The sequence below is a fragment of the Halorubrum shenae genome, from assembly GCF_051194165.1.
Lineage (GTDB): Archaea > Halobacteriota > Halobacteria > Halobacteriales > Haloferacaceae > Halorubrum.
Map to the genome: position 1 here is coordinate 194448 of NZ_JBLZNI010000004.1, position 23339 is coordinate 217786.

The 23339-nt window shown below is 60.1% G+C and carries 21 protein-coding genes; 12 read left to right on the forward strand and 9 right to left on the reverse strand.

The window, feature by feature from the left end; all coding sequences use genetic code 11:
* Nucleotides 1-95 precede the first annotated feature (95 nt).
* Nucleotides 96-536 (reverse strand): universal stress protein, encoded by a 441-nt coding sequence (locus tag ACNS88_RS07370; RefSeq protein ID WP_435095180.1) that lies wholly within the window; start codon nucleotides 534-536, stop codon nucleotides 96-98.
* Between the two features lie 83 nt (nucleotides 537-619).
* The gene (locus ACNS88_RS07375; protein ID WP_435095182.1) at nucleotides 620-2257 is read right to left on the reverse strand and encodes a BCCT family transporter; all 1638 of its coding nucleotides are present in this window, start codon (nucleotides 2255-2257) and stop codon (nucleotides 620-622) included.
* Nucleotides 2258-2467: 210 nt separating this feature from the next.
* Between ACNS88_RS07375 and ACNS88_RS07380 the strand changes: the two genes are divergently transcribed.
* Nucleotides 2468-3616, forward strand: a complete 1149-nt coding sequence (locus tag ACNS88_RS07380; RefSeq protein ID WP_435095184.1) for a dipeptidase — start codon at nucleotides 2468-2470, stop codon at nucleotides 3614-3616.
* Between the two features lie 81 nt (nucleotides 3617-3697).
* On the opposite strand, the gene ACNS88_RS07385 is transcribed toward ACNS88_RS07380, so the two are convergent.
* Together ACNS88_RS07385 and ACNS88_RS07390 are read right to left on the reverse strand one after the other, a co-directional pair.
* Nucleotides 3698-4657, reverse strand: coding sequence for an ArsA family ATPase (locus ACNS88_RS07385; protein WP_435095186.1), 960 nt, complete (start codon nucleotides 4655-4657; stop codon nucleotides 3698-3700).
* Nucleotides 4654-6240: a hypothetical protein gene (locus ACNS88_RS07390; protein ID WP_435095188.1), complete on the reverse strand. Its 1587-nt coding sequence runs from the start codon at nucleotides 6238-6240 to the stop codon at nucleotides 4654-4656. Before ACNS88_RS07390 ends, ACNS88_RS07385 begins: the two co-directional genes overlap by 4 nt.
* Before the next feature lie 339 nt (nucleotides 6241-6579).
* Between ACNS88_RS07390 and ACNS88_RS07395 the strand changes: the two genes are divergently transcribed.
* Nucleotides 6580-7347: an IclR family transcriptional regulator gene (locus ACNS88_RS07395; RefSeq protein WP_435095190.1), complete on the forward strand. Its 768-nt coding sequence runs from the start codon at nucleotides 6580-6582 to the stop codon at nucleotides 7345-7347.
* A 796-nt stretch (nucleotides 7348-8143) separates the two neighbouring features.
* On the opposite strand, the gene ACNS88_RS07400 is transcribed toward ACNS88_RS07395, so the two are convergent.
* On the reverse strand, nucleotides 8144-8923 hold the full coding sequence (locus tag ACNS88_RS07400) for an IclR family transcriptional regulator (RefSeq protein ID WP_435095192.1): 780 nt from the start codon (nucleotides 8921-8923) through the stop codon (nucleotides 8144-8146).
* A gap of 155 nt (nucleotides 8924-9078) precedes the next feature.
* Here ACNS88_RS07400 and ACNS88_RS07405 point away from each other — a divergent pair, with 155 nt between their 5' ends.
* From ACNS88_RS07405 to ACNS88_RS07450, 10 genes are all read left to right on the forward strand, one after another.
* Nucleotides 9079-10179: an ABC transporter ATP-binding protein gene (locus ACNS88_RS07405; RefSeq protein WP_435095194.1), complete on the forward strand. Its 1101-nt coding sequence runs from the start codon at nucleotides 9079-9081 to the stop codon at nucleotides 10177-10179.
* Between the two features lie 7 nt (nucleotides 10180-10186).
* On the forward strand, nucleotides 10187-10990 hold the full coding sequence (locus tag ACNS88_RS07410) for a creatininase family protein (protein ID WP_435095196.1): 804 nt from the start codon (nucleotides 10187-10189) through the stop codon (nucleotides 10988-10990).
* A gap of 86 nt (nucleotides 10991-11076) precedes the next feature.
* A complete protein-coding gene (locus tag ACNS88_RS07415; RefSeq protein ID WP_435095198.1) occupies nucleotides 11077-12426 on the forward strand; it encodes an ABC transporter substrate-binding protein in 1350 nt (449 codons plus the stop codon).
* A 9-nt stretch (nucleotides 12427-12435) separates the two neighbouring features.
* Nucleotides 12436-13374: a carbohydrate ABC transporter permease gene (locus ACNS88_RS07420; protein ID WP_435095200.1), complete on the forward strand. Its 939-nt coding sequence runs from the start codon at nucleotides 12436-12438 to the stop codon at nucleotides 13372-13374.
* Nucleotides 13371-14216 carry a carbohydrate ABC transporter permease gene (locus ACNS88_RS07425; RefSeq protein ID WP_435095202.1) on the forward strand — a complete coding sequence of 282 codons (846 nt, stop codon included), beginning with the start codon at nucleotides 13371-13373 and terminating at the stop codon, nucleotides 14214-14216. The genes ACNS88_RS07420 and ACNS88_RS07425 overlap by 4 nt, the downstream gene beginning before the upstream one ends.
* Nucleotides 14217-14279: 63 nt before the next feature.
* Nucleotides 14280-15419, forward strand: a complete 1140-nt coding sequence (locus ACNS88_RS07430; protein ID WP_435095204.1) for an alpha-amylase family protein — start codon at nucleotides 14280-14282, stop codon at nucleotides 15417-15419.
* 42 nt (nucleotides 15420-15461) lie between these two features.
* Nucleotides 15462-16628: a mandelate racemase/muconate lactonizing enzyme family protein gene (locus ACNS88_RS07435; RefSeq protein ID WP_435095206.1), complete on the forward strand. Its 1167-nt coding sequence runs from the start codon at nucleotides 15462-15464 to the stop codon at nucleotides 16626-16628.
* A gap of 132 nt (nucleotides 16629-16760) precedes the next feature.
* On the forward strand, nucleotides 16761-17603 hold the full coding sequence (locus tag ACNS88_RS07440) for an SDR family NAD(P)-dependent oxidoreductase (protein ID WP_435095208.1): 843 nt from the start codon (nucleotides 16761-16763) through the stop codon (nucleotides 17601-17603).
* Nucleotides 17600-18259, forward strand: coding sequence for a carbohydrate-binding family 9-like protein (locus ACNS88_RS07445; protein WP_435095210.1), 660 nt, complete (start codon nucleotides 17600-17602; stop codon nucleotides 18257-18259). The genes ACNS88_RS07440 and ACNS88_RS07445 overlap by 4 nt, the downstream gene beginning before the upstream one ends.
* A gap of 89 nt (nucleotides 18260-18348) precedes the next feature.
* Nucleotides 18349-18726, forward strand: coding sequence for a Rid family detoxifying hydrolase (locus ACNS88_RS07450; protein WP_435095212.1), 378 nt, complete (start codon nucleotides 18349-18351; stop codon nucleotides 18724-18726).
* A gap of 228 nt (nucleotides 18727-18954) precedes the next feature.
* Here ACNS88_RS07450 and ACNS88_RS07455 read toward each other — a convergent pair whose 3' ends face one another.
* The 4 genes from ACNS88_RS07455 to ACNS88_RS07470 form a co-directional block, all read right to left on the reverse strand.
* Nucleotides 18955-19989, reverse strand: a complete 1035-nt coding sequence (locus ACNS88_RS07455) for a tyrosine-type recombinase/integrase (protein WP_435095214.1) — start codon at nucleotides 19987-19989, stop codon at nucleotides 18955-18957.
* Nucleotides 19982-20362, reverse strand: a complete 381-nt coding sequence (locus ACNS88_RS07460; RefSeq protein ID WP_435095216.1) for a DUF5805 domain-containing protein — start codon at nucleotides 20360-20362, stop codon at nucleotides 19982-19984. Before ACNS88_RS07460 ends, ACNS88_RS07455 begins: the two co-directional genes overlap by 8 nt.
* A 560-nt stretch (nucleotides 20363-20922) precedes the next feature.
* Nucleotides 20923-22173, reverse strand: coding sequence for an RNA-guided endonuclease InsQ/TnpB family protein (locus tag ACNS88_RS07465; RefSeq protein ID WP_435095218.1), 1251 nt, complete (start codon nucleotides 22171-22173; stop codon nucleotides 20923-20925).
* Between the two features lie 248 nt (nucleotides 22174-22421).
* Nucleotides 22422-23327, reverse strand: coding sequence for a phosphoribosyltransferase HisG-related protein (locus ACNS88_RS07470; RefSeq protein ID WP_435095220.1), 906 nt, complete (start codon nucleotides 23325-23327; stop codon nucleotides 22422-22424).
* Nucleotides 23328-23339: the final 12 nt, after the last annotated feature.

Sequence of the window (23339 nt, forward strand, 5' to 3'; positions counted from 1 at the left end):
AGCCTGTGGGCAGCATGAAACAGTTACTCACCCCCGTCAATAAAGAGTTGCGCCCCTCGCGAGACTACGGGAAGCGATTTCCCGTCGCTGGCGACCTATTCCGCGTCGTAGTCGCGCATCGTCAACACCGGCACTTTGGCCGTGCGGACCGTCTTCTCGGTGACGCTGCCGATCAGCCGCTCTCGGAAGCCGGTGCGCCCGGCGGTACCCATCACGATGAGGTCGATCCCGTTCTCAACTGCGTAGTCGCCTATCTTCTCGTGTGGAACCCCTTCAGTCACGGCCGATACACCCTCCAATCCGCGTTCGCGGGCGCGGTCGGCGATCGCTAACGTGATCTCTTCGCCCCAGTCGATGTGTTCTTCATGTACCTCCTCGTGACGCATGACCTCCGAGGGAAGCGTCGCATTGTCCGGCTCGATCGCGTACACGGCGTGTACGGTCGCATCGCAGAGTGACGCGAGCTCGATCGCGTGTGACGCCGCGGTGTCTACCACGTCGCTACCGTCCGTCGGAACCAGGATGTCGTCGTACATTGTGTTACCTCAGTTCGAGGTTTCGGTCGAGCCACAAAGCAGTACCGGCGCACTCGGCGGTCACGCGGTGTGTGAGCGATCGGTCAGTCATCGTCAGTCGCCACCTCTTTGGCGTTCGCGTCGGTCTGTGACCGTTCCGACGGTTGCTCGGGCTGTCTGAGCCACGTGGCGTCCTCTTGGAACAGCCGCCGGCCGTGTTCCTTGCCGAGATGGCGCGCGAACACGAAGACCGCGATGAGACAGACGACGGCGAACGGGGCACCGGTGATGATGACCGACGAGCGGAGGGCGGACGCGCCGCCGAGCACGACGAGGATAGACGCGATGATCCCTTGGAGCACGCCCCAGAACAGTCGGTTGATGCGCGAGGGGTTCGCCTTCCCGCCGGTGGTCAGCATCCCGACGGCGAGGGTCGACGAGTCGGCCGACGTGGCGAAGAACGTCACGACGAGGACGAAGAACATCGCCGTCCAAATCTCCCCCAACGGCAGGGCGTCGAACAGGACGAAGCCGGCGACCCCGTTTCCGTACTCGTTGATCGGCCCGAGCAGGTTAGCGGCGCCCGAGTGTTGGAGCCAGACCGACGTGCCGCCGACGACGGAGAACCACACGATCGAGACGGACGTCATCGCGACGTAGGCCGTAAAGACTACCTCGCGGATGGTGCGCCCCTTGGAGATCCGCGCCAGGAACAGGCCGACGAACGGCGCCCACGCGATCCACCACGACCAGTAGAACACCGTCCAGAAGGACGCCCACGCGGCACCGCCCTCGGTGCCGACGCCCGAAAAGAGGCTCATCGTGAAGAAGTTGTTCACGTACGTCCCGACGGCGGCGACGCCGGTGTTCAGCACCGACAGCGTCGGGCCGAGGATCAGCGCGACGCCCAGCAGGATCCCCATCATGGTGAGGTTGAAGTCCGAGAGCCGCCGGATCCCGCGGTTGACGCCGGCGAGCAGTGACGCCACGAACACGACCGTGATCCCGACGATCGCAAGGAGCGTCTCGACGTTGCCGAAGGTGAATCCGGTCTGGAGCTCGACCCCGCTGAGCAGCTGTGTGGCGATGAACCCGAGTCCGGTCGCGATCCCACCCAGCGTCGCGACGACGGCGAGCGTGTCGATCGTCTTCCCGATCACGCCGTCGAGCCCGTCCTCGCCGAGGATCGGGTACAGGACCGTCGACGTCCGGAACGGTGCCCCCTCGCGGTAGACGTAGTAGGCGACCGGGATACCGATCGCGAGGTAGCCGGCCCACGCGCTGACTCCGTAGTGGAAGATCGCGTACGCGATCGCCGGAACGATCGCCCCGGTCGTCTCTCCCTGAACACCCTCAAAGAGCGGTGACGGGGTCGCGTAGTGGGTGAGCGCCTCTACCGGACCGAAAAAGACGATTCCGGCCGAGAGCCCCGCGGAGAAGAACATCGCGAAGTACGAGAAGTAGCTGTACCTCGGGTCGCCGTCGCCGAGCTTCAGACTCCCGTACCGACTGAACATGAGCCAGAAGCCGACCAGCACGATGAGGAACACCGAGAGCAGGTACAGCCAGGCGAGCCCCTGGCCGAACACCTCGAACGCGGTGTTAATCTGCTGTTGAACCCACTCCGTCCGCACCGCGGCGAGAGCGATGAATCCGAGCGTCACCACCGCCCCCAACACGAACGGGATCGGGTCTATCTCATCTACAAACGTTTCGAACGCACTCGTCCCTTCATCTGGCATGAGTGATCTTCGTTACCGTACTTAAACCGGGGATATTTATACTTTTTCATCATTCAGGATCGAGTGTCGTGATTCTCTTCAGCCGAGTGTTGTGGCACTTTCCAGACCCGACTACTCACCCGCGAGCCCGGGCACTCCACGGCGGTCTGCTGCGACGAACTGTTTCTGTTGATGCGAACTGTTAATATTGTTCGCTAAACTCTCCCAAACGTGACTGACGAGCAACCGATCTTCGACTACGCTGCATCGGCTCCGTGGGCGCAGGTGGTTCGGTCGTACGGCGGGGTAGAAGCGGTAAACGACGCGATCAAAGACATGGTCGCGAACGGCCGCACCCATGACGAGTGTTGGGAAGCGATCTGGGACCACGAGGTGCGGCGGTTCGAGCGCGACCCGGAGTTCCGTCGTGACGTTCGAGACATCTACGAGAGGGCGGGCGTGAACCTCCTCAGCGTCACCCCGTGGGTCCACGAGTCGGGAGCCTCCGAGCGTCCGGGCCAGCGCCGCGATCTCGCCCGCTGGCAGGCGCGGTTCGACGCTGCCGACTGGCTCCGGAAGGCGACCTCGCCCGCCGCGGCTCGGTCGATCGCCGCAGACGGCGACGTTGGGGTCGTGTTAAACACCCAGAACGTCGGCGGGGCGATCGACGGCTCTCTCGGCCGGGTCGACGTGCTGTACAACGAGGGCGTGCGGCTCTTCCAGCTGACGTACAACCACCAGAACCTGGTCGGAACCGGCTGTAATGACCCATCGCAGGGCGGACTGTCGGGATTCGGACGCGACGTCGTCGACCGGATCACGGACCTGGGCGGCGTGGTCGACGTCTCACACTGCGGGAAACAGACGACGCTGGACACGATCGAGTACGCCAACGCCCCGGTGGCGGTCACGCACGCCGCCTGTCAGGAGGTCGCGCCGCACTACCGCGGAAAGTCGGACGAGGAGATCGAGGCGGTCGCTGCCGACGACGGGTATATGGGGATCGTCGCGCTCCCCTGGTTCATCGCGCCCGGCCGAGACGACCCCACGCTGGAGGTGTTCCTCGATCACCTCGAACACGCCGCGTCGATCCTCGGGACCGACCGGATCGGGATCGGGACAGACTTCTTCCCGGCCGATTCACAGTTCCCGGACGAACTGTTGACGTACTACAAACAACACATCATCGACCTCGGCTTCGACCGCGAAAAGGTCGAACAACGCACGATAGCCGACGGAATCGGCGAGTTCGGGACGTACGAAGACTGGCCCGTGGTCCGGCAGGCGCTCGAGCGACGGTTCTCCCCGTCTGAGGTCGACGGCATCCTCGGCGAGAACTTCTTGGACTACTGGGATCGCGCGGTAAACGGCGACCGATAGGCGCGCGACGACGCGCACAGATCGAGTCGACGATGACGGGGCCGACGCGGAACCGCCGAGGCGACGTGGTCGGCTCCTCGGTTAACTCTCTAGCTCGTTCAGGTCGAACCCGGCCCCCTTTTCCGAGCCCTCGAACGGGGGCGCGAGGATCCCGTTACTGTACTCGAATATCTGTCGCCATCGCTCCCGGTCGACCGTGACGCCCTCCTTGACGAACCGGGTAACGCGGTCACAGATATCCTCGGGTAGGTAGACGCGCTCGAACAGCTCGGCGTCCCTGATCGCACGGTCGGCGACGCGGTTGACATCGTCCGAGTACCGGGGATGACGCGGGTCGACGCAGACGACCACGAACCCGAGATCGAACTCCTCGTCCGGAGCCGGTTCGACGGACTGCCGCAGGAACCGGTGGAGGAGCTGCGCGTCCGTCGCGTCGTACGGGGTCGACCGAGCCTCGCCGTCGAAAACGGCGCGGAACAACGGGGCCTCCTGCGCGCGGTGCCGATCCGCTCGGACCGCGCGGTCTATCGCCGCGTATCCGTTCGACGGCGCAGACAGGTTCATCTCGGCGACCGTGGGTCGCGACCCGGCGGGCGTCCCGAGGACGGTCCGGGACTGTCCGTCGTCGCCGACGGAGAGCACCAGCGAGACGTATCCTCGCTTGGCCGCCCGGTACGCCAGCGCGCCGAGCAGTTCCTCACCGGCGTCGACCGCACAGTCCTTCACGCGAGTGATCCCGGTTCCGTATCGTTCCGCGTGGGCACAGGCCAGATCCAGGGCCGGCACGGACGAGACGGTACACGGGAGTTCCCGTCCGTCGAGGACGGAGATCGGTGACTCACGCTGCTCAATCGTCGGCGTCGTCGCGTCCAACTCGTCTAGCGGGTCGAGCAGGGCTTCGAGCGTGGCGAGCCCGGTCCCGCGGTACGTCTCGGCCCACCACACCGCCGCCGCGTTCGACCGCGCGGTGCTGGGATCGAACCCGGCTGCCTGGAAGCATTGCTCGGACAGGTCCAACACCTCTCTGACGCTCAGGTTCATTGGTCGTCCCTCCAGTACGCCGCCTGCTCGGGCTTCGGCGGGTACATCCAGTACTCCTGATCGGAGTCCGGCAGCTCGTGTGAAAGCGGCGCACCTTGGAAGAACGTTCCGCGCACCCACCCCTTCGACTTGGGGTGTGCCTTCTGGATCCCCCACATCGCCTTGAGGCAGGCGATGAAATGCAGGGGAACGAAGTCGGCGTCGAGGGGGTTCCCCCGAATCTCCGCGTACGGGAGCCCGTGGAGGTTCTGTATCCGCTCGACGACGTATCGATGCTCCGGGTGCTCCACGAGTAACTCCGCGACGCTGTCGGCCGGATCGAACCCGTCGAGGTCACTCCGGAGCGACTGCACGCGGCGGGCGACGTCGGCCGGAAGCTCGTACTCGTCGGGCCCTCGACCGCGCACGCCGAGCCGCGGTTCCTCGTTTTCTATCGAGCGGTACCAGAAGTGACGGGTCGCCTCCGGCCGGTCGAAGTCGATGTCCAGCGCCCACGCGTACCCCTCGTCAATCTCCGATCGGAGTGTCGCGACCTCCATTCCGGGAACTACGTCGCTCCGCTCGGAGACCGTGAGCGACTCTTCGAGCCCGTCACAGACCTCCGGGCGGACGTCCAAGAGCAGCGAGTGGAGCACTTCTTGGGTCTCCCGCTGGAGTTTGTCGCCGGCCCACTGACAGACCGCCTCCCAGAAGCGACCCTCCGGCGGGTCGGCGGCCAGTGCGTCGACGCGATCGCCGACACGCGTGAGGTCGGCAGCGATCGTATCCTTCGAAGCGAAGAATCGGTTCGTACTGCTGTCGTCCTCTTCGAACCAGCGCTGTGCCCGCTCCAACAGCGAGTGGAACCGCTCGAGATCGGATTCAGACGGGTCGATCGACTTCGCGCGGGCCAGTGCCACCTCTCGGGCCCGGAGCCACGCGTGGAGCTGCTTCGGGTGGTTCACTAAGTAGAGGACGATTCCGACGCCCGAGGAGTTGCCCGTACCCAGGTAGCGTTTGATCTCGTCGTCGAGCGTCGGCGCATCGGGGTTGCGTGCCGCGGCGACGTGGTCGGCGAGGTCGTAGCCGAAGACGCGGAGCATGTAGGCAGCGAGCATCTGCGACATGTACGGTCGCGTCAGCGGGTGGTCGTCGTCCAGCGCTCGGAACATCTTCGTGCCGTTCAGCCCGTTCCCGTAGTACCCGGACGAGCGGGTGAGGTACCCCCCGGCGGCGAGCTGGTCGATGTCGGGCTGGTGGCCGTCCGCCAGCGAGTCAACGACGTGACCGAAGAACCTTGAGCTGCGGTTCGCTCGGGTCCAGATCAGGATCTCCGGCGTCGCGCGTCCCTCCATCACGTGCGGGAGCTCCTCGTGCTGTGCGTCCATCATCGCCGGCGAGATCTCCCCCTCACAGAGGAACGCCCACAGGTCCCAGTCCTCGGCGATAATTCGGTCCGTGTTCTCGCTTTCGGGGGACACTCGCGAGAAGACGCCGAACGATAAGCGACGCGTCGGCGTCTCGATCGCGTAGACGACCCGACCGACACCTTCCTCATCGAGCGACAGTCGGTCGACGCTGATCTCCCACTCCTCCGACGTCATCTTATTAACGAGCAACCGTCCGAAACTCAATCGTGTCTGTTTCAGTGCACCCAGGCGTTCGGGACGCATCAACTCCGACGGATCGCGAAGCGAACCCGTCTCGAACGGGGGCATCTGCTGGTCGGTATGCATCGTGTGGGTGAGAAACAATCACTCTGTTACTAATTTCTTTCGGTTCTTGTGGATAGATCATGTTGGATATGGCCACTGAAGGAGAACGGAGAATCGAGTAAAAGTATAGTAATACATATGAGTCTGCAAATACCGATACGTAACTTCCCGACGAGCGGTGAAACGGCATTGCCAACATATATCATGCTCGCTGTCCTTCCGCCCGTCATGGGATTAGACAAACCGCCGAAACGGTCCGTCAAAACGGCGACCACTGTCTTCGGAATTATCGAATACCTACTCGAAACCGGCGGCGCAGACGTCGCCGAAATCGCGGAACAGCAAGAAATGGCGCGAAGCACGGTTCACAACCACCTCGCGACCCTCTCGAATTTAGAGTACGTGGTGAAGACGGACGGGACGTACCGGTTGAGCCTCAAATTTCTGAACCACGGGATGCTTGTCAGGGACCAACTGCCGCTGACACACGTCGCTCCCCCGATCATCGAGCAGCTGTCAGCGGAGACGGGAGAGGTTTCGTGGATCATCGTCGAAGAGCACGGGAAGGCGGTGTACCTGCTGAAAGAAACCGGTGAAAACGCAGTCAAGACTCGTGGCTACGTCGGTAAGCGCACCACGATGCACGATATCGCCGCCGGGAAGGCCATTCTCGCGCACTTGCCAGACGAGAAGGTTGCGAAGATTATCGAGACCTACGGGCTCCCCCGGCGCTCGGAAAACACGATCACCGACGAGGGAGAGCTGTACCGTGAACTTGAGACGGTTCGAGAGCGCGGATACGCTATTAATAAGGGTGAGACGACAAAGAAAGTCTGGGCGATGGCGAGCCCCATCATGAAGCAGGGCTTCGTCTGCGGTGCGGTCGGGGTTGCAGGGCCGAAACACCGCATGAGCGGGGAGCGGTTCACCGACTCGATGCCGGCGAAAGTGCTAGAGGCCGCGGACACGATCGAACTGGAATTGGAATATCAGTAACCAACGTAGCTTTTTGCGGATCGGCGTGTCTGTCGCCGTCGATAATCGTAGAACTATTTGAATATGGACATATTATGGCGGCGAGATCTGCGTGTATATAAATCATCGTCGCGCGAACTGTACTACGCATCTCGGCCGAAGACGTCATCCGTAGAGAGCGCCTTTGTGAAAGCGTCGAAGACCGTAAGACATAAATAGATTATGTATCGTCCCGTGGAAGTTGGATCAGTACCGAAAGCGCCGTGGTCGATACGTAGTGATCGCGACACGCGCTACGACGAGCGGTCTAATCCCGTGCCTCTTCTCATATTCGTAGTATAAGCGGTCGGACGTCCGGTTACAATTACAAATATACGAGTGTAATTGTAGCCCAACTACTGCTCTACTCTCACGCCCGTCGCGGTTGAGAAGCCGAAACCGATGCTTTCGGAGTAGATCTCCATTCGTGCCTTCTCGCCTAAATAATGGGTAGAGTCTGGAATCCGTCGAAGGCGTTTAATTGCACGCTTCGCGGTGCCACGCTCCGTAACGTGGTGGGCGTTAGTGCGTGACACCAACATATGATATGATTTGACGACCAACCCTACCGCCTTACCGCGATTCTCCAGATTCGTAATTGTTCATTAAGAATCGGTTCAGATCATTTTGACAATACCAAACAAAGAGAGGTCGACGATCCGAAATCATGCATTAAGTGATACGCTGGCATATAATTTGTTGCCAGCGATTACTGCTAATATTTTAATAATCCTATAATATTATCCAAAATATGTTGTCTTTGCTAGATAATAATCATCTAATCGATCGCTTGAATATTGACTTCGATAATATTAGCAGTATCGAGAACTTGTTCGGGGACGGTCGTCGTAAACCGTTCGTCGGGCATTCGGCTCTTTGGCGCGGATAAACTAATTGCGCCGTGGACCGTGCCGTCATAGACGATCGGGGCAGCAACTGCCCTCACACCCATAATTTGTTCTTCGTCATTGTTGGCATACCCCTTGGTTCGAATTTGACGGAGTTCATCGCGGAGTTCCGATTGATTGGTGGTGGTGTTCGGAGTCCGTGCAATCAGCTCGTAATCGCTGAGAATCCGATCACGGTGGGGTTGGTTGAGGTGCGCTAAAATCGCTTTACTGGCGGCTGAACAGTGGAGATTTCGCCGTGGGTATCCCTTAATACGCGTATAGAGGTCTTCACCGACGGCATCAGGACCAAACTGTTCGTACAAGAGGATCTCTCGACCGTGGCTCTCGACAACAAGATGTCCGGCCTCGCCGGTCTTTTGTGTCAGTTTGTTTACTACTGGTTTGCCTGCTCGATACAGACGCGACTGGGACCGAACGTACTCTCCAAGCGGCAGTGCGAACCAGCCTACTCGGTACATTCCGTCTTCGCTTCTAACGTACCCTTCGTCTTTCATCGTTGCCAGATACGTGTGGACTGTCCCAGCCGATCTATCGACTTCGTTTGTAATCTCGGTGATCGATGCACCCTGCTTCTCTCGGAGAATCTTGAGTATCTCAAAAGCCGTCTCAACTGACTGAATTCGCCGCGGAGATCGGTCATCGGCCATATTAAGTCGTTAATGCCCAAGGATATAGTATTTGGTATCGTCAAATCAATACTGCCGGACCACCCACAGTTGGGTTCAGAAGACTATCGGCGGTAGGGTGGGCACGATGCCCGGTAACTTTTTGTCCCCCGCAAGGAAGAAGTTGACAGATCGATATGAGTCAGGTACAGCTATCAGACGTAACGAAAGTGTACGACGACGTACTCGCTGTAGAGGACATCGATCTTGCCGTTCAAGACGGTGAGTTCCTCGTAATGGTGGGTCCGTCCGGTTGTGGAAAGTCGACGACCCTCCGGATGATTGCCGGTCTCGAAACAATAACTGCGGGCGAGATCGCTATCGGTGACCTGGTTGTTAACGATGTCAGACCGCAAGACCGGAACATCGCAATGGTGTTCCAGAACTACGCGCTGTACCCGCATATGACAGTGCGAGAAAACATGTCGTTCGGATTGCGACTCTCAGAGGAGTACTCCGACGAGGAGATAGACGAACGCGTTGAGGCTGCAGCAGATCTCTTGGAAATCCCGGAACTTCTCGATCAGTTGCCGAAGCAACTCTCGGGTGGCCAGCAACAGCGCGTCGCGCTGGGTCGATCGATCGTCCGCGATCCGGACGTGTTCCTGATGGACGAACCGCTCTCGAATCTGGATGCCAAACTACGCACGCAAATGCGAACTGAACTCCAGCGCATCCACGAAGAACTTGGTGTGACCACGATCTACGTCACCCACGACCAGACGGAGGCGATGACGATGGGCGATCGCATCGTCATCCTCAACGAGGGCGAGATCCAACAGGTGGACGAACCCTCGGTGTGTTACGATCGGCCGAACAACAAGTTCGTTGCAGGGTTCATTGGGTCTCCGAGCATGAACTTCTTCGATGTCGATGTCACACCGACCGACGAGGGAGTTCTGGTAACCGGTGACGGGTTCGAGGCGACGCTCCCGGTGGCACTAGCTGCCGGCCCGTACACTCTCGGAGTTCGCCCAGAGGACTTCACTGTCGCGTCCGGCAGCGGCCACCTCGAGACGGTCGTCGATGTCGTCGAGCCAATGGGATCGGACAATTTTCTCTATCTGCGTCCGCCCGAGGGCGACGGCGAGATCGTCGCCCGTGTCGATAGCGAGTTCCATCCGGAACCGGGAGAACCGCTCGCGCTCGGCTTCGAGCCGGCCGACGTCCACTTCTTCGACGCATCGGGGAAGCGTGTCTCTCTGGGCGACGAATCCGAATTCGTAACGGGGCACTGAGACACTCATGATCTACGATTCTATTGGGTCCATAGATACCGAATGGGCAGGGAAACCGTACAGAGAGATCACGGCTATCGCGGAGAGCGACGGCTCGGTCCTCGTCGTTCCGGTCGGCAGTATAGAACAGCACGGCCACCATCTCCCTGTCGCGACGGACACTATCCTTGTCGACGCCATGGTCCACGGCGGCTCAGAACAGGTCGATACTGACGTTCCGTTGCTCGTCACACCGCCGGTCTGGAGCGGGTTCTCTCCGCACCACCTGCCCTTTGGCGGAACACTGTCATTAGATCTCGATCATCTCCGGGCAGTCCTCGAGGATGTCGCCCAGACCGGGATCGAGAACGGCTTCGACGCGGTCTGTTTCGTCAACGGGCATGGCGGAAACGCCTCACTCATCGACGCGGTCGTCAGTACGGTTGGGATCTCGACGGACGCCGAAATCCTCGGGACGACGTACTTTACACTGGCGACCGAAGAGATCGAGTCAATTCGGGAGAGCGACACCGGCGGGATGGCTCACGGCGGCGAGTACGAGACCTCACTCATGCTCCACCTCCGACCGGATCTGGTAGCCGATTCTGACCAGCGAGACGGCACGATATGGAACGAACACTACGAGTTGGGCGGCCGCGACCTCCTGGAGAGCGGTCCGCTCTCAGTCTACCGATCGTTCGACGAATACTCGGATTCGGGAGCCATCGGCTCCCCGGAACTGGCAAGCGCCGAGAAAGGTGCTCGGATCTACGATACCATCACGAGTGAGTTGGCCGCTCTGTTCGTTGCTATCCACGAACACAACGCCTGAACGCGGCCGTTCATCTGCACTATACGTCATGATTGTTCTTGTGTAATCGGAGGGTTTTTATGGATACATACAGAGCTTACTTTCAGATGTCGAACAATCAATCGGACCTTTCGGAAGAGGACGGTATTGACCGGCGCCGAATGCTCGGGGCTATCGGGGGCGGCGGTATCATCGCCATCTCGGGCTGTCTCGGTGGCGACGGCGGCGATGGTAGCGACGGTAGCGATGGTAGCGATGGTAGCGATGGTAACGATGGTGACGACGGTGGACAACAGACCATCCAGTTCCTGACGATGGGTGTCGGGGACAACATCAGGGAGTTCTTCGAGGAGAACAACGCCCAATTCGAGGAGGAGTACGATGCCAATCTTGAGTTCACCAGTGTCACATGGGGTAACGCCCAGCAGACCGTGAATAACCGAGTCGACGGTGGCGAAGCGCCAGACGTCGCTCGCTGGCCGGCCCGGTGGATACCCCAGCTCGTCGGTAAAGAAGAGCTCGTCCCGATCACCGACATGATGGAGGGCGAATTCGGTGACAAGTTCTACCAGGGAATGGCCGAAGGCTGCATGTATCAGGGAGAATACTACGGCGCACCGTGGGCAGCCTCCAACAAGTGCATGTACTACAACAAGGACGTCTTCGAGGCGGCGGGCCTCGACCCTGAGAATCCCCAGATCGACACCTGGGAGGAAATGCTCTCCGCGGCCCAAACGATCACGGAGGAGACCGACACGGCGGCTCTCGGACTCGCTGGCGCCGACGCGATCGAGACCGGCTCTCAGTACTACCACTACCACTGGTCGTACGGTGCCGACCTGATCGACGACGACGGGCAACCAGTCGTCAACTCCGACGAGGGCGTCGAAGCCCTGAGCTTCTACTCGGACCTACACCTCGAGCACGGCGTTACGCAGTCCTCGCCGCTGTCCTCGACGCGACAGGACATCCGACAACTGTTCGAGTCCGGTTCGCTCGGAATGGTTATCGCCCACGTGTACGCGGGAATCAACATCGACAACAGCGACGCCGACTTCGATTACGGCATCGTGCAGGTGCCAGAGGGTCCGGCCGGTCGATACAGCCTCAACACGATCGACGGGGTGTCGATCTTCGCCCAGACCGAGGTTGAGGATCTCGCACGGGACCTGCTCCGGTTCTACTTCGACGAGGATCGTCACTTCGAATACGCCAGTAACAAGGGATTCATGCCGACGGTGGAAGCGGTCGGCGACCGCGACTACTTCCAGGACTCGGAGAACTGGTCGCCGTTCATCGAAGCCGGCCAGTATGCGCGTGCCCGACCGAAACTCTCGAACTTCAACCAGTTCAACAACCGCATGGTCCAAGCAATCCAGGAGGCGGTGGGCGACCAGAAGTCCCCTCAGGAGGCTCTGGACGACGCCCAGGCCGACCTCGAAGCGGAGATGCAGTAATCTCAACAGATGGGTTCCGTAGAAGAGTACACCGAGTCATCGACTGATTCGCGCCTCCAGCGGAGCGCTACTCACCTGAGGAAACACAGACAGGCGTACCTGCTGATCGCGCCAGCAGCGATCTTTCTCCTCAGCGTCGTGGGGTGGCCGATCTTCGAGACGTTCCGCCTGTCGCTGTATCGCTCACCGGCCGATTCGGCGATCGAGACCTACGTCGGCTTTCAGCACTACGTCGATATTCTCACCGACGATTTCTTCCCCCAGTTGCTCTGGCAGACTGGTCGCTGGGTTCTGCTCGGTGTCGCCGGTAAGACGCTTCTTGGGCTGTTGATCGCCGTTCACCTCAAGGGTGACATCCGGGGGCGGAAGTTCTTCAGAACGGCATTCCTCATCCCGTGGGGGATCCCCTATGCCATCTCCGCGGTCGTCTTCCGTTGGATCGAGCACCCCCAGTACGGCTACCTGAACGCCATCCTGCTGAAACTGGGCGTGATAGACCAGGGCATCGGAATTCTCGGGAACCCTGACGTCGCCTGGCTCGGCGTCGTGGTGGCTGACATCTGGATCGGGACGCCGTTCATGGCCATTATCTTCCTCGCGGGGCTACAGTCGATCCCCGAGGAGCTGTACGAGGCCGCCGCGATCGACGGGGCGGAGCGGTGGCACCAGTTCCGCTACATCACGATCCCGCAACTCAAGAGCGTTCTCCTGATAGCGACTCTGCTAGCGACGATCTGGACGTTCGTTAGTTTCGACGTCATTTGGACGATGACCGGCGGCGGTCCGATCAACACGACGGCGACGCTCGTGATCTGGATCTATCAGGTCGGCCTCCAAAACGGGAATCTCGGCGAGGGCGCGGCGTACAGCGTCATCGGGTTCCTGTTCCTGATGGTGTTTGCCGTGATCTATCTGCGGATCTACACTCGTGGAGGTGACGAGTTATGACGATGGCTGGCCAGGAACGGAGCGGGCTCCGGAAGGTCCGCATCTACGGCATCCTGATCGGCCTGCTCGGGGTCATGATGTTCCCGTTCTACGCCATGTTCTCGAGTACGTTTAAATCGGAGTCGGAGATATTCTCCAGTCCGGCGACGCTGTTCCCCACAGAGGGGTCCATCGAGGCGTATCTCACCGTCTGGAGCCAGACCGACGTGTTACTGTGGATAGGTAACAGTTTCATCATCTCGCTGGGGACGGTTGCCCTGACCCTACTACTCGCCATCCCCGCCGCGTACTCCTGTGCACGCAACGAGTTCGTCGGCAAGCGGTCATTCTTACTTGCGGTGCTCGTCGTACAGATGTTCGCGCCGGTCGTGCTGATCGTCGGGCTGTTCGACGTCATCACCCGGTTCGGGATCTACAACAGCTACCTCGCCGTGATCATCCCCGCGGCCGCGTTCACGCTGCCGTTCAACATCTGGATGCTGTACGGGTACTTCCAGACGATCCCCGTGTCGCTAGAGGAGTCGGCTCGCATCGACGGCGCGAGTCAGTTCCAGATCCTCACGAAGATCGTTCTCCCGCTGACGAAACCCGCTTTGGTCGCCAGCGTGACGTACACGTTCCTGTACGCGTGGAATCGGCTTCTGTTCGTGCTCACCTTCCTCACCGACGCGGAGAAGTACAACATTCCTCGCGGGGTCTTCTCGATGGTCGGTGCGCTCCAAACCGACTGGCGGATGATGCTGACCGTTTCCGTTATCGGAATCATCCCGCTGTTGATTCTCTTCGCCTTCCTCGAAGAGTACATCGTCGCCGGTATGACTGCCGGCGCGGTCAAAGAATAGCCATCCGTCGAAGTGGCTATTCATCACCCCGAGAATTAACTGGGTTCCCCTCTCTTTTGTCGCATGGAATTTGCAACGTGGGCCTATCCGTGGGATATCCTCGATGAAGGGCCGGAGCAAACCGTCGAGCAACTCCGCGATATCGGTATCGGGGAGATCAATCTCGCGACGAACTATCATGCCGTCCAGACGTTCTCGCCACGTAACCCCGACCGGAAGACGCACTTCGCTCATGCGAGTTCGTACTTCCAGCCGGACGATCGGTATGGGACACTTGCGCCGACGCCGTACGAGGGGATGGACGGAGACTGGGTCGCGGATATCGCCCGACAGATCGACGATCTCAGACTCACCTCGTGGACGGTCGGGTGTCACAACTCGCGGCTCGGGATGGCGAATCGGGACGTGACGCTCGAATCGCCGTTCGGTGATGACCTCGTCTTCGGGCTGTGTCCCTCACACCCGGCCGTTCAAACGTACCTCCGAGCGCTCGTGGGCGATCTCGCGGATCGAAAGGAGTTCGACAGGATCGAACTGGAGACGTTCGATTACTTCTACGGCACCGGCTTCGGCTGGCATCACCAGAAGATTCACGCGGCTCTCGGGATGCTCGGAGAGTTCCTCTTCGGGCTGTGCTTCTGTGAGCACTGTCGCGAGCACGCTACGGCTGCGGATGTCGACGTCGCACAGGCCCGCGACACCGCTGTCAACACGATCGAGGACCTCATCGCGGGACGGCTCCCGGCCGACACGCCACCGGACCAGTGGCTGCGCCAGCATCCAGAGGTCGGTGCGTACGTCGACGTTCGAGAAGACGTGCTCGTCGACCTCTACGCTGACCTTGCTACTGTGTCGGGGACGACGCCGCTGGGATACTACGTCGGCACGCCGGACCCCGGCGGGGAGTGGATGGCTGGCGTCGATCTCGACCGTATCGCGCGCCACGTCGACTACTACTGTCTGCCGGCATACGAGTCGTCGCGGGAAGCCGTCCTCGATGCCTATCACACGGTGGACGCGTTCACGTCTAGCGTTCCGCTCCATGTCGGGCTTCTTCCGGGCCATCCGGCGATCCACGACGGGGAGACCGTTCGTGAGATCGTCGATGGACTGCGACGCGCCGAGGTCCCTCGCGTGTCCTTCTACAACTACGGGCTGCTCCCCGAGCAGTCGCTCGACTGGATCGAAGCGGCGATCCAGTGAGAAGGCGGTAGATTCTTTTTGATGCCGAGTGCACACACACACATGCAGATTAGTGAAGTGACAGCTACAACTGTAGACGTGCCACTCCTGGAACTCGACGAGACCCTCGGTATCGGTCCGTACGTCACGAACCACGGGCAGGTCGAGTCGATGGAGCGGGTGCTCGTGCGCGTTGAGACGGATGACGGGATCTCGGGGTGGGGAGAGATGCGGACGTTCCTCTCACCGGCGGCAACGGAGTCCATCATCGAGGACGGCATTGCTCCGCTGATCGAAGGTCAGTCGCCGTTCGAAACCGAGAGACTCCGCCGTCAGGTGTTTATCGAGTACACGAATATCGAGCTGTTCTTTTCGGCCGTGGAAACGGCCTGTTGGGACATCGTCGGCAAAGCGCTCAACAAGCCGGTCTTCGAGCTGCTCGGTGGAGCAACCGCGCCGTATCAGACGACCGCAATGAACGCGGCCGCGGGAGGCCGGGAATCGGCGACGGCTCGCGACGTCGAGTTCGCGTTCTGTCTCGGCATTCTTCCACCGTCGGAGTCGAGAGCGAAGGCGCGAGAGGCCGTGGATGCCGGCTTTTCGGTTCTCAAGACGAAAGCCGGGCGCGACTGGCAGCAAGACGTCGCTCGGATCAAGGCAATGGATGACGAGGTCGATGGAAAACTCGAGTTCCGGCTCGATCCCAACCAAGGCTGGTCGCTCGATCAAGCGGTTCGAGTGGGCGCCGCGCTCGAAGACGCGGGGATTTATTTGCAGTACATGGAACAGCCGATCCGAGTCAACGCGCACGAGTCCCTCGCGACGCTCCGACAGCGCCTGCGCCAGCCTATCGCGCCGAACGAGGACACCTACATTCCGAACAATCTCCGGTCGCTCATCGAGGCCGGCGCGATGGATGTGGCCGTGTTGGATCTCACACCGGCAGGGGGGATCGCCGGCCTGCGACAGCAGGCGGCAATCGTCGAAGATGCGGGCATTCCGTACACGCACCACTGTGCGTTCGATCTCGGCATCCGAACGGCCGCGATTCTCCATGCAGTACACGGACTCCCCGGATTCTCGCTGCCCCCGGACACGACCTATTACGCGTGGGAAGACGATATAATCACTGACCCGTTCAGCGTCACGGACGGTACGATGAGGGTGCCGGATGCGCCGGGGCTCGGGATCGACGTCGATCAGGATGCCGTCGATGAGTATCAGGTATAGCCTCGGCGGTGTTGGTAGAACTGTTACTCACGATAGACACCAGCCGCGGAGTCGAACACGGTGAAGCGAACTCGAACCACCTCTGTGCCGAGGGGAACCTTCTTACTCGCTCGCGAACAGCATTGATTTGATATGGTCGAGCTATCCCTAGCCAACCGCCCAGCAATCGTGACCGGGGCCTCCCGAGGCATCGGACGTCAGATCGCGACGACCTTTGCCGAGGCCGGTGGCGACGTCGTCATCTGCTCGCGATCGTACGAGGACGTCGAGTCGGTCGCCGAGCAGATCACCGAAACCCACGAGGGACGCGTGGTGCCGGTCGAGTGTGATGTGACGGACGCCGAGGACGTGCGCACCCTTGTCGACACGGCTATCGAGGAGTTCGGCGACCTCAAAATTCTCGTTAACAACGCCGGGGGATCGGTCGAATCAGCCGACCTTCTCCACCGATGTGACGAGGAAGACTTCGAGTGGATGCTTGAACTGAATCTTAAGGGCCCCTACCTGCTTGCTCGGGAAGCTCTCCCCGCAATGATCGCTGCTGGTGGCGGCTCCATGGTCCACATCGGATCGGTGAACGGGCTCTTCGGTATCGGGTTAGCGGGCTACTCGGAGGCCAAAAGCGGGATCCTTGCGCTCTCGCGCAACATCGCGACGCACTACGGACAGTACGGCATTCGGTCGAACGTGGTATCTGCTGGGACCATCGAGACGCAGGCCCGCAAAGATGAGATGGAGCAGACGGCAGAGGAGTCAACGGACGCGAGCGCTCGCGACCGGTGGCTCGATCAGTACCCCATCGGTCGCTTCGGCCGCCCGCACGAAGTGGCCGACACGGCTCTCTTTCTGGCCACGGAGCGAGCGGGATTCATCACCGGCGAGAACGTTGTCGTCGACGGTGGGCTCACAGCCGGGCTCCCGGTTTCGTTCCAAAACGCGATATACCAGGCTGACGAACCGCCACAGGATCGATGACGGCGGTCCAGGTACGGTACGTCGACACAGAACCACCATTGACCGGAACCGTCGACGGGACGCCCTGGCAGGATGCGGTCCCAGTCCCGATCAGCGAGTTTCTGTGGTGTGACCCGGATCAGGAACCCCGAGCCGTTGCACGGCTGCTCTACAACGACGAAGAACTGTTCCTTCAGTACCAGGTGGAAAGCGACCACATCCATGCAGAGACAACCGCCCTCAATGGACCCGTTTGGGAAGATAGCTGTGTCGAACTGTTCGCAGCGGTCGACCCGGCACGGCGAGACCACTACGTCAACTTCGAAGTAAACTGTCTCGGCACCGTTCATCTCGGAGTCGGAACCGATCGCACCGATCGCGACCTGATCACCCCGGAGCTCGCAGAGTCGATACGGGTCAGAACTTCCGTTGACGGGCCGACGAAGACGCCAGCCCGCGATGACGAACATTGGTGGGTTGCGGTCGCGATCCCGTTTGAAACGCTTACGAGGCTCACAGGCACGCCCGTTACCCCGAAACGGGGAACCGTCTGGTACGGAAACGTTCACCGGCTTCGGAGTAAGCCCACTCGGATGTTTGCAGCATGGACCCCGGTTGAAACATCAGAGCCGGATTTCCATCAGCCGTCGGCGTTCGGCAAACTGGTCTTTGAGTAGGCCCACAAGGTCTCGTCTCTGATCCTACCGTAACACGAGCGGGAGTTGGGACCGGTAGATACAAATTGGAGTTGACAGTATTTCATAATATGGAGGAAGTCGAAACGAGCGACGCACCGGACGCTATCGGCCCATACTCGCAAGGAATCATCGATGATGGTCGCGTGTACGTATCTGGACAGGGACCTGTCGATCCAGAGACGAACGAGATCGTATCGGAGGACGTGAGCGAGCAAACAGCACAAACGCTCCGAAACATCGGAGCGATTCTCGATGCGGCGGGCACCTCGTTTGAAAACGTTCTACAGGCGAACGTCTACGTGACGAATATGGATAACTATGAAGCGGTCAATGAGGTGTATGCTGAGTTCATGACCGAACCGTATCCCGCAAGAGCAGCAATGGAAATCTCACGGCTCCCGATCGACATCGAAGTCGAGATAGAAGTCGTTGCGAAAAAAGAATAACCAGCGCAGCCGGCGTCAAATTAAGAACGCGGCGGTCGGCACCTCGAATGCCGTTCTGAAACGTCTCATCGGGTGGTTCTAGCATTGATCTCGTCTTTGCACTCATACGGCAGCGTCGGCACGTTATTCGATATAGCGACATGAGATTTATATATCTGATACCAGACGCCATTTGAGTCGGAGCCATAACGACAGAACCTCGAACAACCGATCTCGCGTGACCGTTCGCTATCCCAACAGCCGGTATACGTTCGCTTCGTACGTCTCGCGGACCTGATCGCCCCAGTTGTGCGTGTACGTGTCGATCACGTCGTCGGCGACGTCGCCGCGGAGGTACTTGACGACGCCGCGGTCGCCGGTCCGGTCTCGGAGGTGCGTCGTGAAGAAATGCCGGAAGTAGTGGGGCGTGACGTTCTCTGCGGCTCCCCCGCCGGTACGGTACCACCCGGTCTCGCGGGCGTACCGCTCGACGACATGTCTGACCGCTTGCGGCTCAAGACGTTCTCCCCACCCCTCTGCGGTACCGACGAACAAGGGGTCCGCAGTCGAGGGGCCGTCCGGCCGCACGGCGAGCCACCGTTTCAACGCCCGAGCCAGTTCGTCGTCGATCGGGATCACGGTGGCGCGCTTGCGCTTGTTCGACGCGGTTCGGACCTCCCCGTTCAGCTCGTCGCCCACCGTCGCGTCCGGGGTGACGTACAGCGAATTCGGTCGGTCCGCGAGCGCTGGTCGCGTGCCTATCGTAAACGCCTCGCTCACCTCCTGGTCGTCGATCGCGATATCGCGGAGATCGAGGTTACAGAGCTCACCGACCCGCATTCCGGTCTTCAACAGCGTGACGACGAGCGCACGGTGGAGTGGATGCCGAATGTCGACGAGAAACTCTCTCATCGCCGGAATCGACACGTCTCGCCGGGCGGGGTCCTTATCAACGGTCTCGTCCATCTCTTCCATCACGAGCGTCATGGGGTTCCCCTCGAAGACGCCGACTTCGGTCATGTACCCGTAAAAGCGGTGGAGATACGCCGCATACGTCGCCACCGTGCTGTCGACCACGTCGCCGCGCAACGAGTGGACGAACGCCATACAATCACGATGCGTCGCCGAAGCGGGCGTCGTTTCTCGGTCGAGAAACACCTCGAACCGTCGGAGGACGCGCTCGTAGGAGTCTCGCGTTCGCTCGGTCTTCCCGTGATACGTGAGGTCCTCGATGAAGTACCCGATCGGGTCATCGACCTCGGCGGGAGCTCGCGTGCTACTCATCGATCAGCGTGTACCCTCCTTCCCGCCCGCTGTACCGGACGCGGTTCCGATCCTGCAGCGAATCGAGCGCGTCCTCTAATTGCCCCTCGAAGTCATCGAACACTGCGTCGACGAGCGCCTCCCACGAGAGTACCCCCTCGGCGAGAGCCGCTTCTACCCGTCTTTCGAGGTCGTTACCCCCGGGGTCAGACCCCGATATATCGGGTTCGGCGCGGTTATCGGGTTCGTCGATCGAAAACCCGCGTCTCCCGGCCTGTACCATCGTTCTGATGAACTCGCTTTGCGACATCCCTAACTCGTCGGCGTGATCTTGCCAGATCTCTTTCTGGTCTTCAGGGACGTACGTTTTCACGGAACGGCGGTCGTCGCTCATCTCTCGACTGGGGCTTCTCGTGGCCTCCCCTTCAATCTATCCCACAATTCGGGATAAGGTCACTTATACAGTACTGTAGGACTGTTGACGACGCCAAATGCTTTTTATATACAATATTCTGGAGCTATAAAAGCCGCGTATTGGTACCAGAATATGAGATATTTGTGGTCGGTGCTGTTCTCATCGCTCATCGACGAGTAAGGTGTGGGTTGGTACCACACCAATAGCGATGGTGTGAGCAAGGCAGACTGAGCGGTTTCCTCAGAGGACGAAAAGACGGTGTGTACATCGCTCGGATCCGCCACCGATCAAAGTCGATCAACAGCACTTCTGTGTCCGGTGTCTTCTGCACCGCAACAGGCATTGCTTCGTTGCGGTAGATCAGATCGTCACCATCGGCTTCCGGCATTCACTGCAGAGTCCTACAGACAGGCATATCTACTCCCCTCTCAGGGTCGCAGCGTCGCACAGTCGCCGCTGAGGGTGGTTGTCGGGCAACGTGTGAATGACCACTGAGACAACGAAGGACTCGTCACAATGCCACTGTGAACTACCCCACCCTACTCAGCCACTGGCGTGGCTTCGTTGAGGGTGGGGCTTCCTGTTTCCACGACGCGCTTTGCAGACACCGAAATAGTGTCCGTAGGGAGCGCAGTCTCCACAGGCGTTGATTCGGGCCATCCCAGCCCTAGTTCAGAAAAACCGCGTTGCAGTACGTTCATCGCCGCGTTCGCGTCACGGTCGGCTTCAAATCCACAACTGGGACACGAGTGTTCTCGTACCCAGATGGGTTTGGCCGTCTCCACACCACACTTCGCACATTCTTTCGTCGTTCCTCTCGGTTCGACTTGCACCACGTGTGTCCCGTACAGCTCACCCTTGTATTCGAGTAAGGTGATGAACTGTCGCCACGCAGCATCTTGCTTGTTCCGCGCGTTCCCATCGCCTTGAAGCATCCCAGTGACGTTCAGGTCTTCCACGAACACGGCATCGTACTCTGTGACGAGCCACGTCGTGAGCTTGTGCTGGTAGTCCAGCACCTTCTGACGGATGTGGCGGTTGACCTTCGCAACCGTTTTGCGCTGGCTCTCGTAGTTGTTCGACCCGTGTTCCTTCCGCGAGAGATTCTGTTGCTCTCGACGGAGACGATCGTACTCGTCTTTGAGGTCAAGCCAGTCCACGGTGTTCCCGTCCGACGTGTGGATGTAGTTCAGGATGCCGAGGTCGATCCCGATACTGTTGCTCGTGTCGAGCATCTCTACGTCGGGTTTCTCAGGTACGTCAGCCTCGTCGGTTTCGAGGCCGAAAGAGACGAACCACTCGCCGGTCGTCTCTTTTTTGATGGTGACTTCTTTGATGGCGGCTTCGTTGGGGATCTCGCGGTGGTAGCGGAGTTTGATATCTCCGATTTTGGAGAGCCAGAGCGTCGCATTGCGACCACTCGTGTTTTTGAGTTCGAAGCCGGACTGCGAGTACGTCATGCTCTGGTAGTCTCTGGGTGATTTCCACGTGAGTTTCCCGACGGCGTTTCCGTTTTGCTTCTGTTCGGAGAGTCCGGCAAGATTCTGATAAAACCGAGTGACGGTTCGTTGGAGAGCCTTCGAATTAACGTCCGAGAAGACGGGAAACTCGGTTTTCCAGTCGGGGAGTCGAGAGTGGTGGTTGTATGCGGAGCCGATATCGTCGGCGTCCGCGTTCTCGTACTCGTACAGGGTGTAGTTGTACGCTTGACGATGAACGTCGATGTGGTAGTCAAGCCGCTCCGCTACCTCTTGTGTTGGGTAGACGTGGTAGCGATGACTGTACTCCATCGCTGTCTTGTGTTTAGAGATGTGTCGATTTAATGGTTTGTACTGGTGTGCGGCGATTCATCCCCTCCCTACTCGCTCGCGGTACTCGCTCGTGGAGGAAGGGGCATTCTCGCCTAAATTTTGGTAACCGGCTGACATCACCGTTACTCGGTGTTCGGTCGCTCTCTCGAAGCTGCCGTTCGTGTGGCGCGTCATGTCGATCGATCGCTCACAACTATATCGAATATCGCTATAGAAAGTGCCGGGCGTCAGACTCGGATCTCGGAGGACGACGTTTCGACCGCGAGCGCGTCGAGCGCACGGTCGACGGCGGGATCGTGTTCGGCCGCGTTCTGCATCAACACGGTCTCGCTCGGGAAGAGATGCTCGCCGACGGCGAGCCCGTGTTCCCGGGCCGTCGACCCGGTAACCGTGAGGTAGACGCCGAGCCCGGTCCGTGAGATTGCGGCTTCCTCCTCTTCGTGAGCGTTCGGATAGACGAACTCGACGCCCTCCAGCGCGTCCGTTCCCAACACCGCGGTGACGAGTCGCTCGTAGCGCGGGGAGATGCAGAGCGGCCCCTCGTACTCCGCGACGAAGCCGCGATCGAAGTCGGTTCCGGGATCGACGCTTTCCGGGCGGCCCATCAGCGTGTGGTAGACGGTATCACCGAGCCCGTTGACCACGCGCACGTCGGTGTCGACGGGGTCGATCCGATCGTTGATGTCGGCGATTTGGCCGAGACCACCCGTTCGGATCCCGACGACTTCCTCTAAAACGAGGTCGGCGGAGTCGAAGCCGAGCGCGAACTCGTGGGTTCGAAGCGCCCGAAACGGTTCCTCGCGGCCGACGAGCTTCAGCGTCACGTCACTGAGGGTGACGGTGGCCGCGTCGAACACGATACGGCGGGGTTTGCCGTCCCGGTCGTCGCGAAGCAGCGTGAACTCGGGCTCGTGTGGGTCGTCGGGGTCGGAGTACTCTGTCAGCCGCTCGTACGGGCCGTCATCAGCGTCGACACGCCCCTTCGTGACCGCCTTCTCGTACCGGAGCGTGTTGCTCACGTGGTCCGCGAGCCCGTCGAGCCGGTCGTCCGGGCCGACGGCGGCGATCCGTTCGAGGACCGCTTCGAGCGGTCGGCCTTTCCGCGGTACGGCGACCGGTACCGGTTCGCTCATTACCGGAGGTGG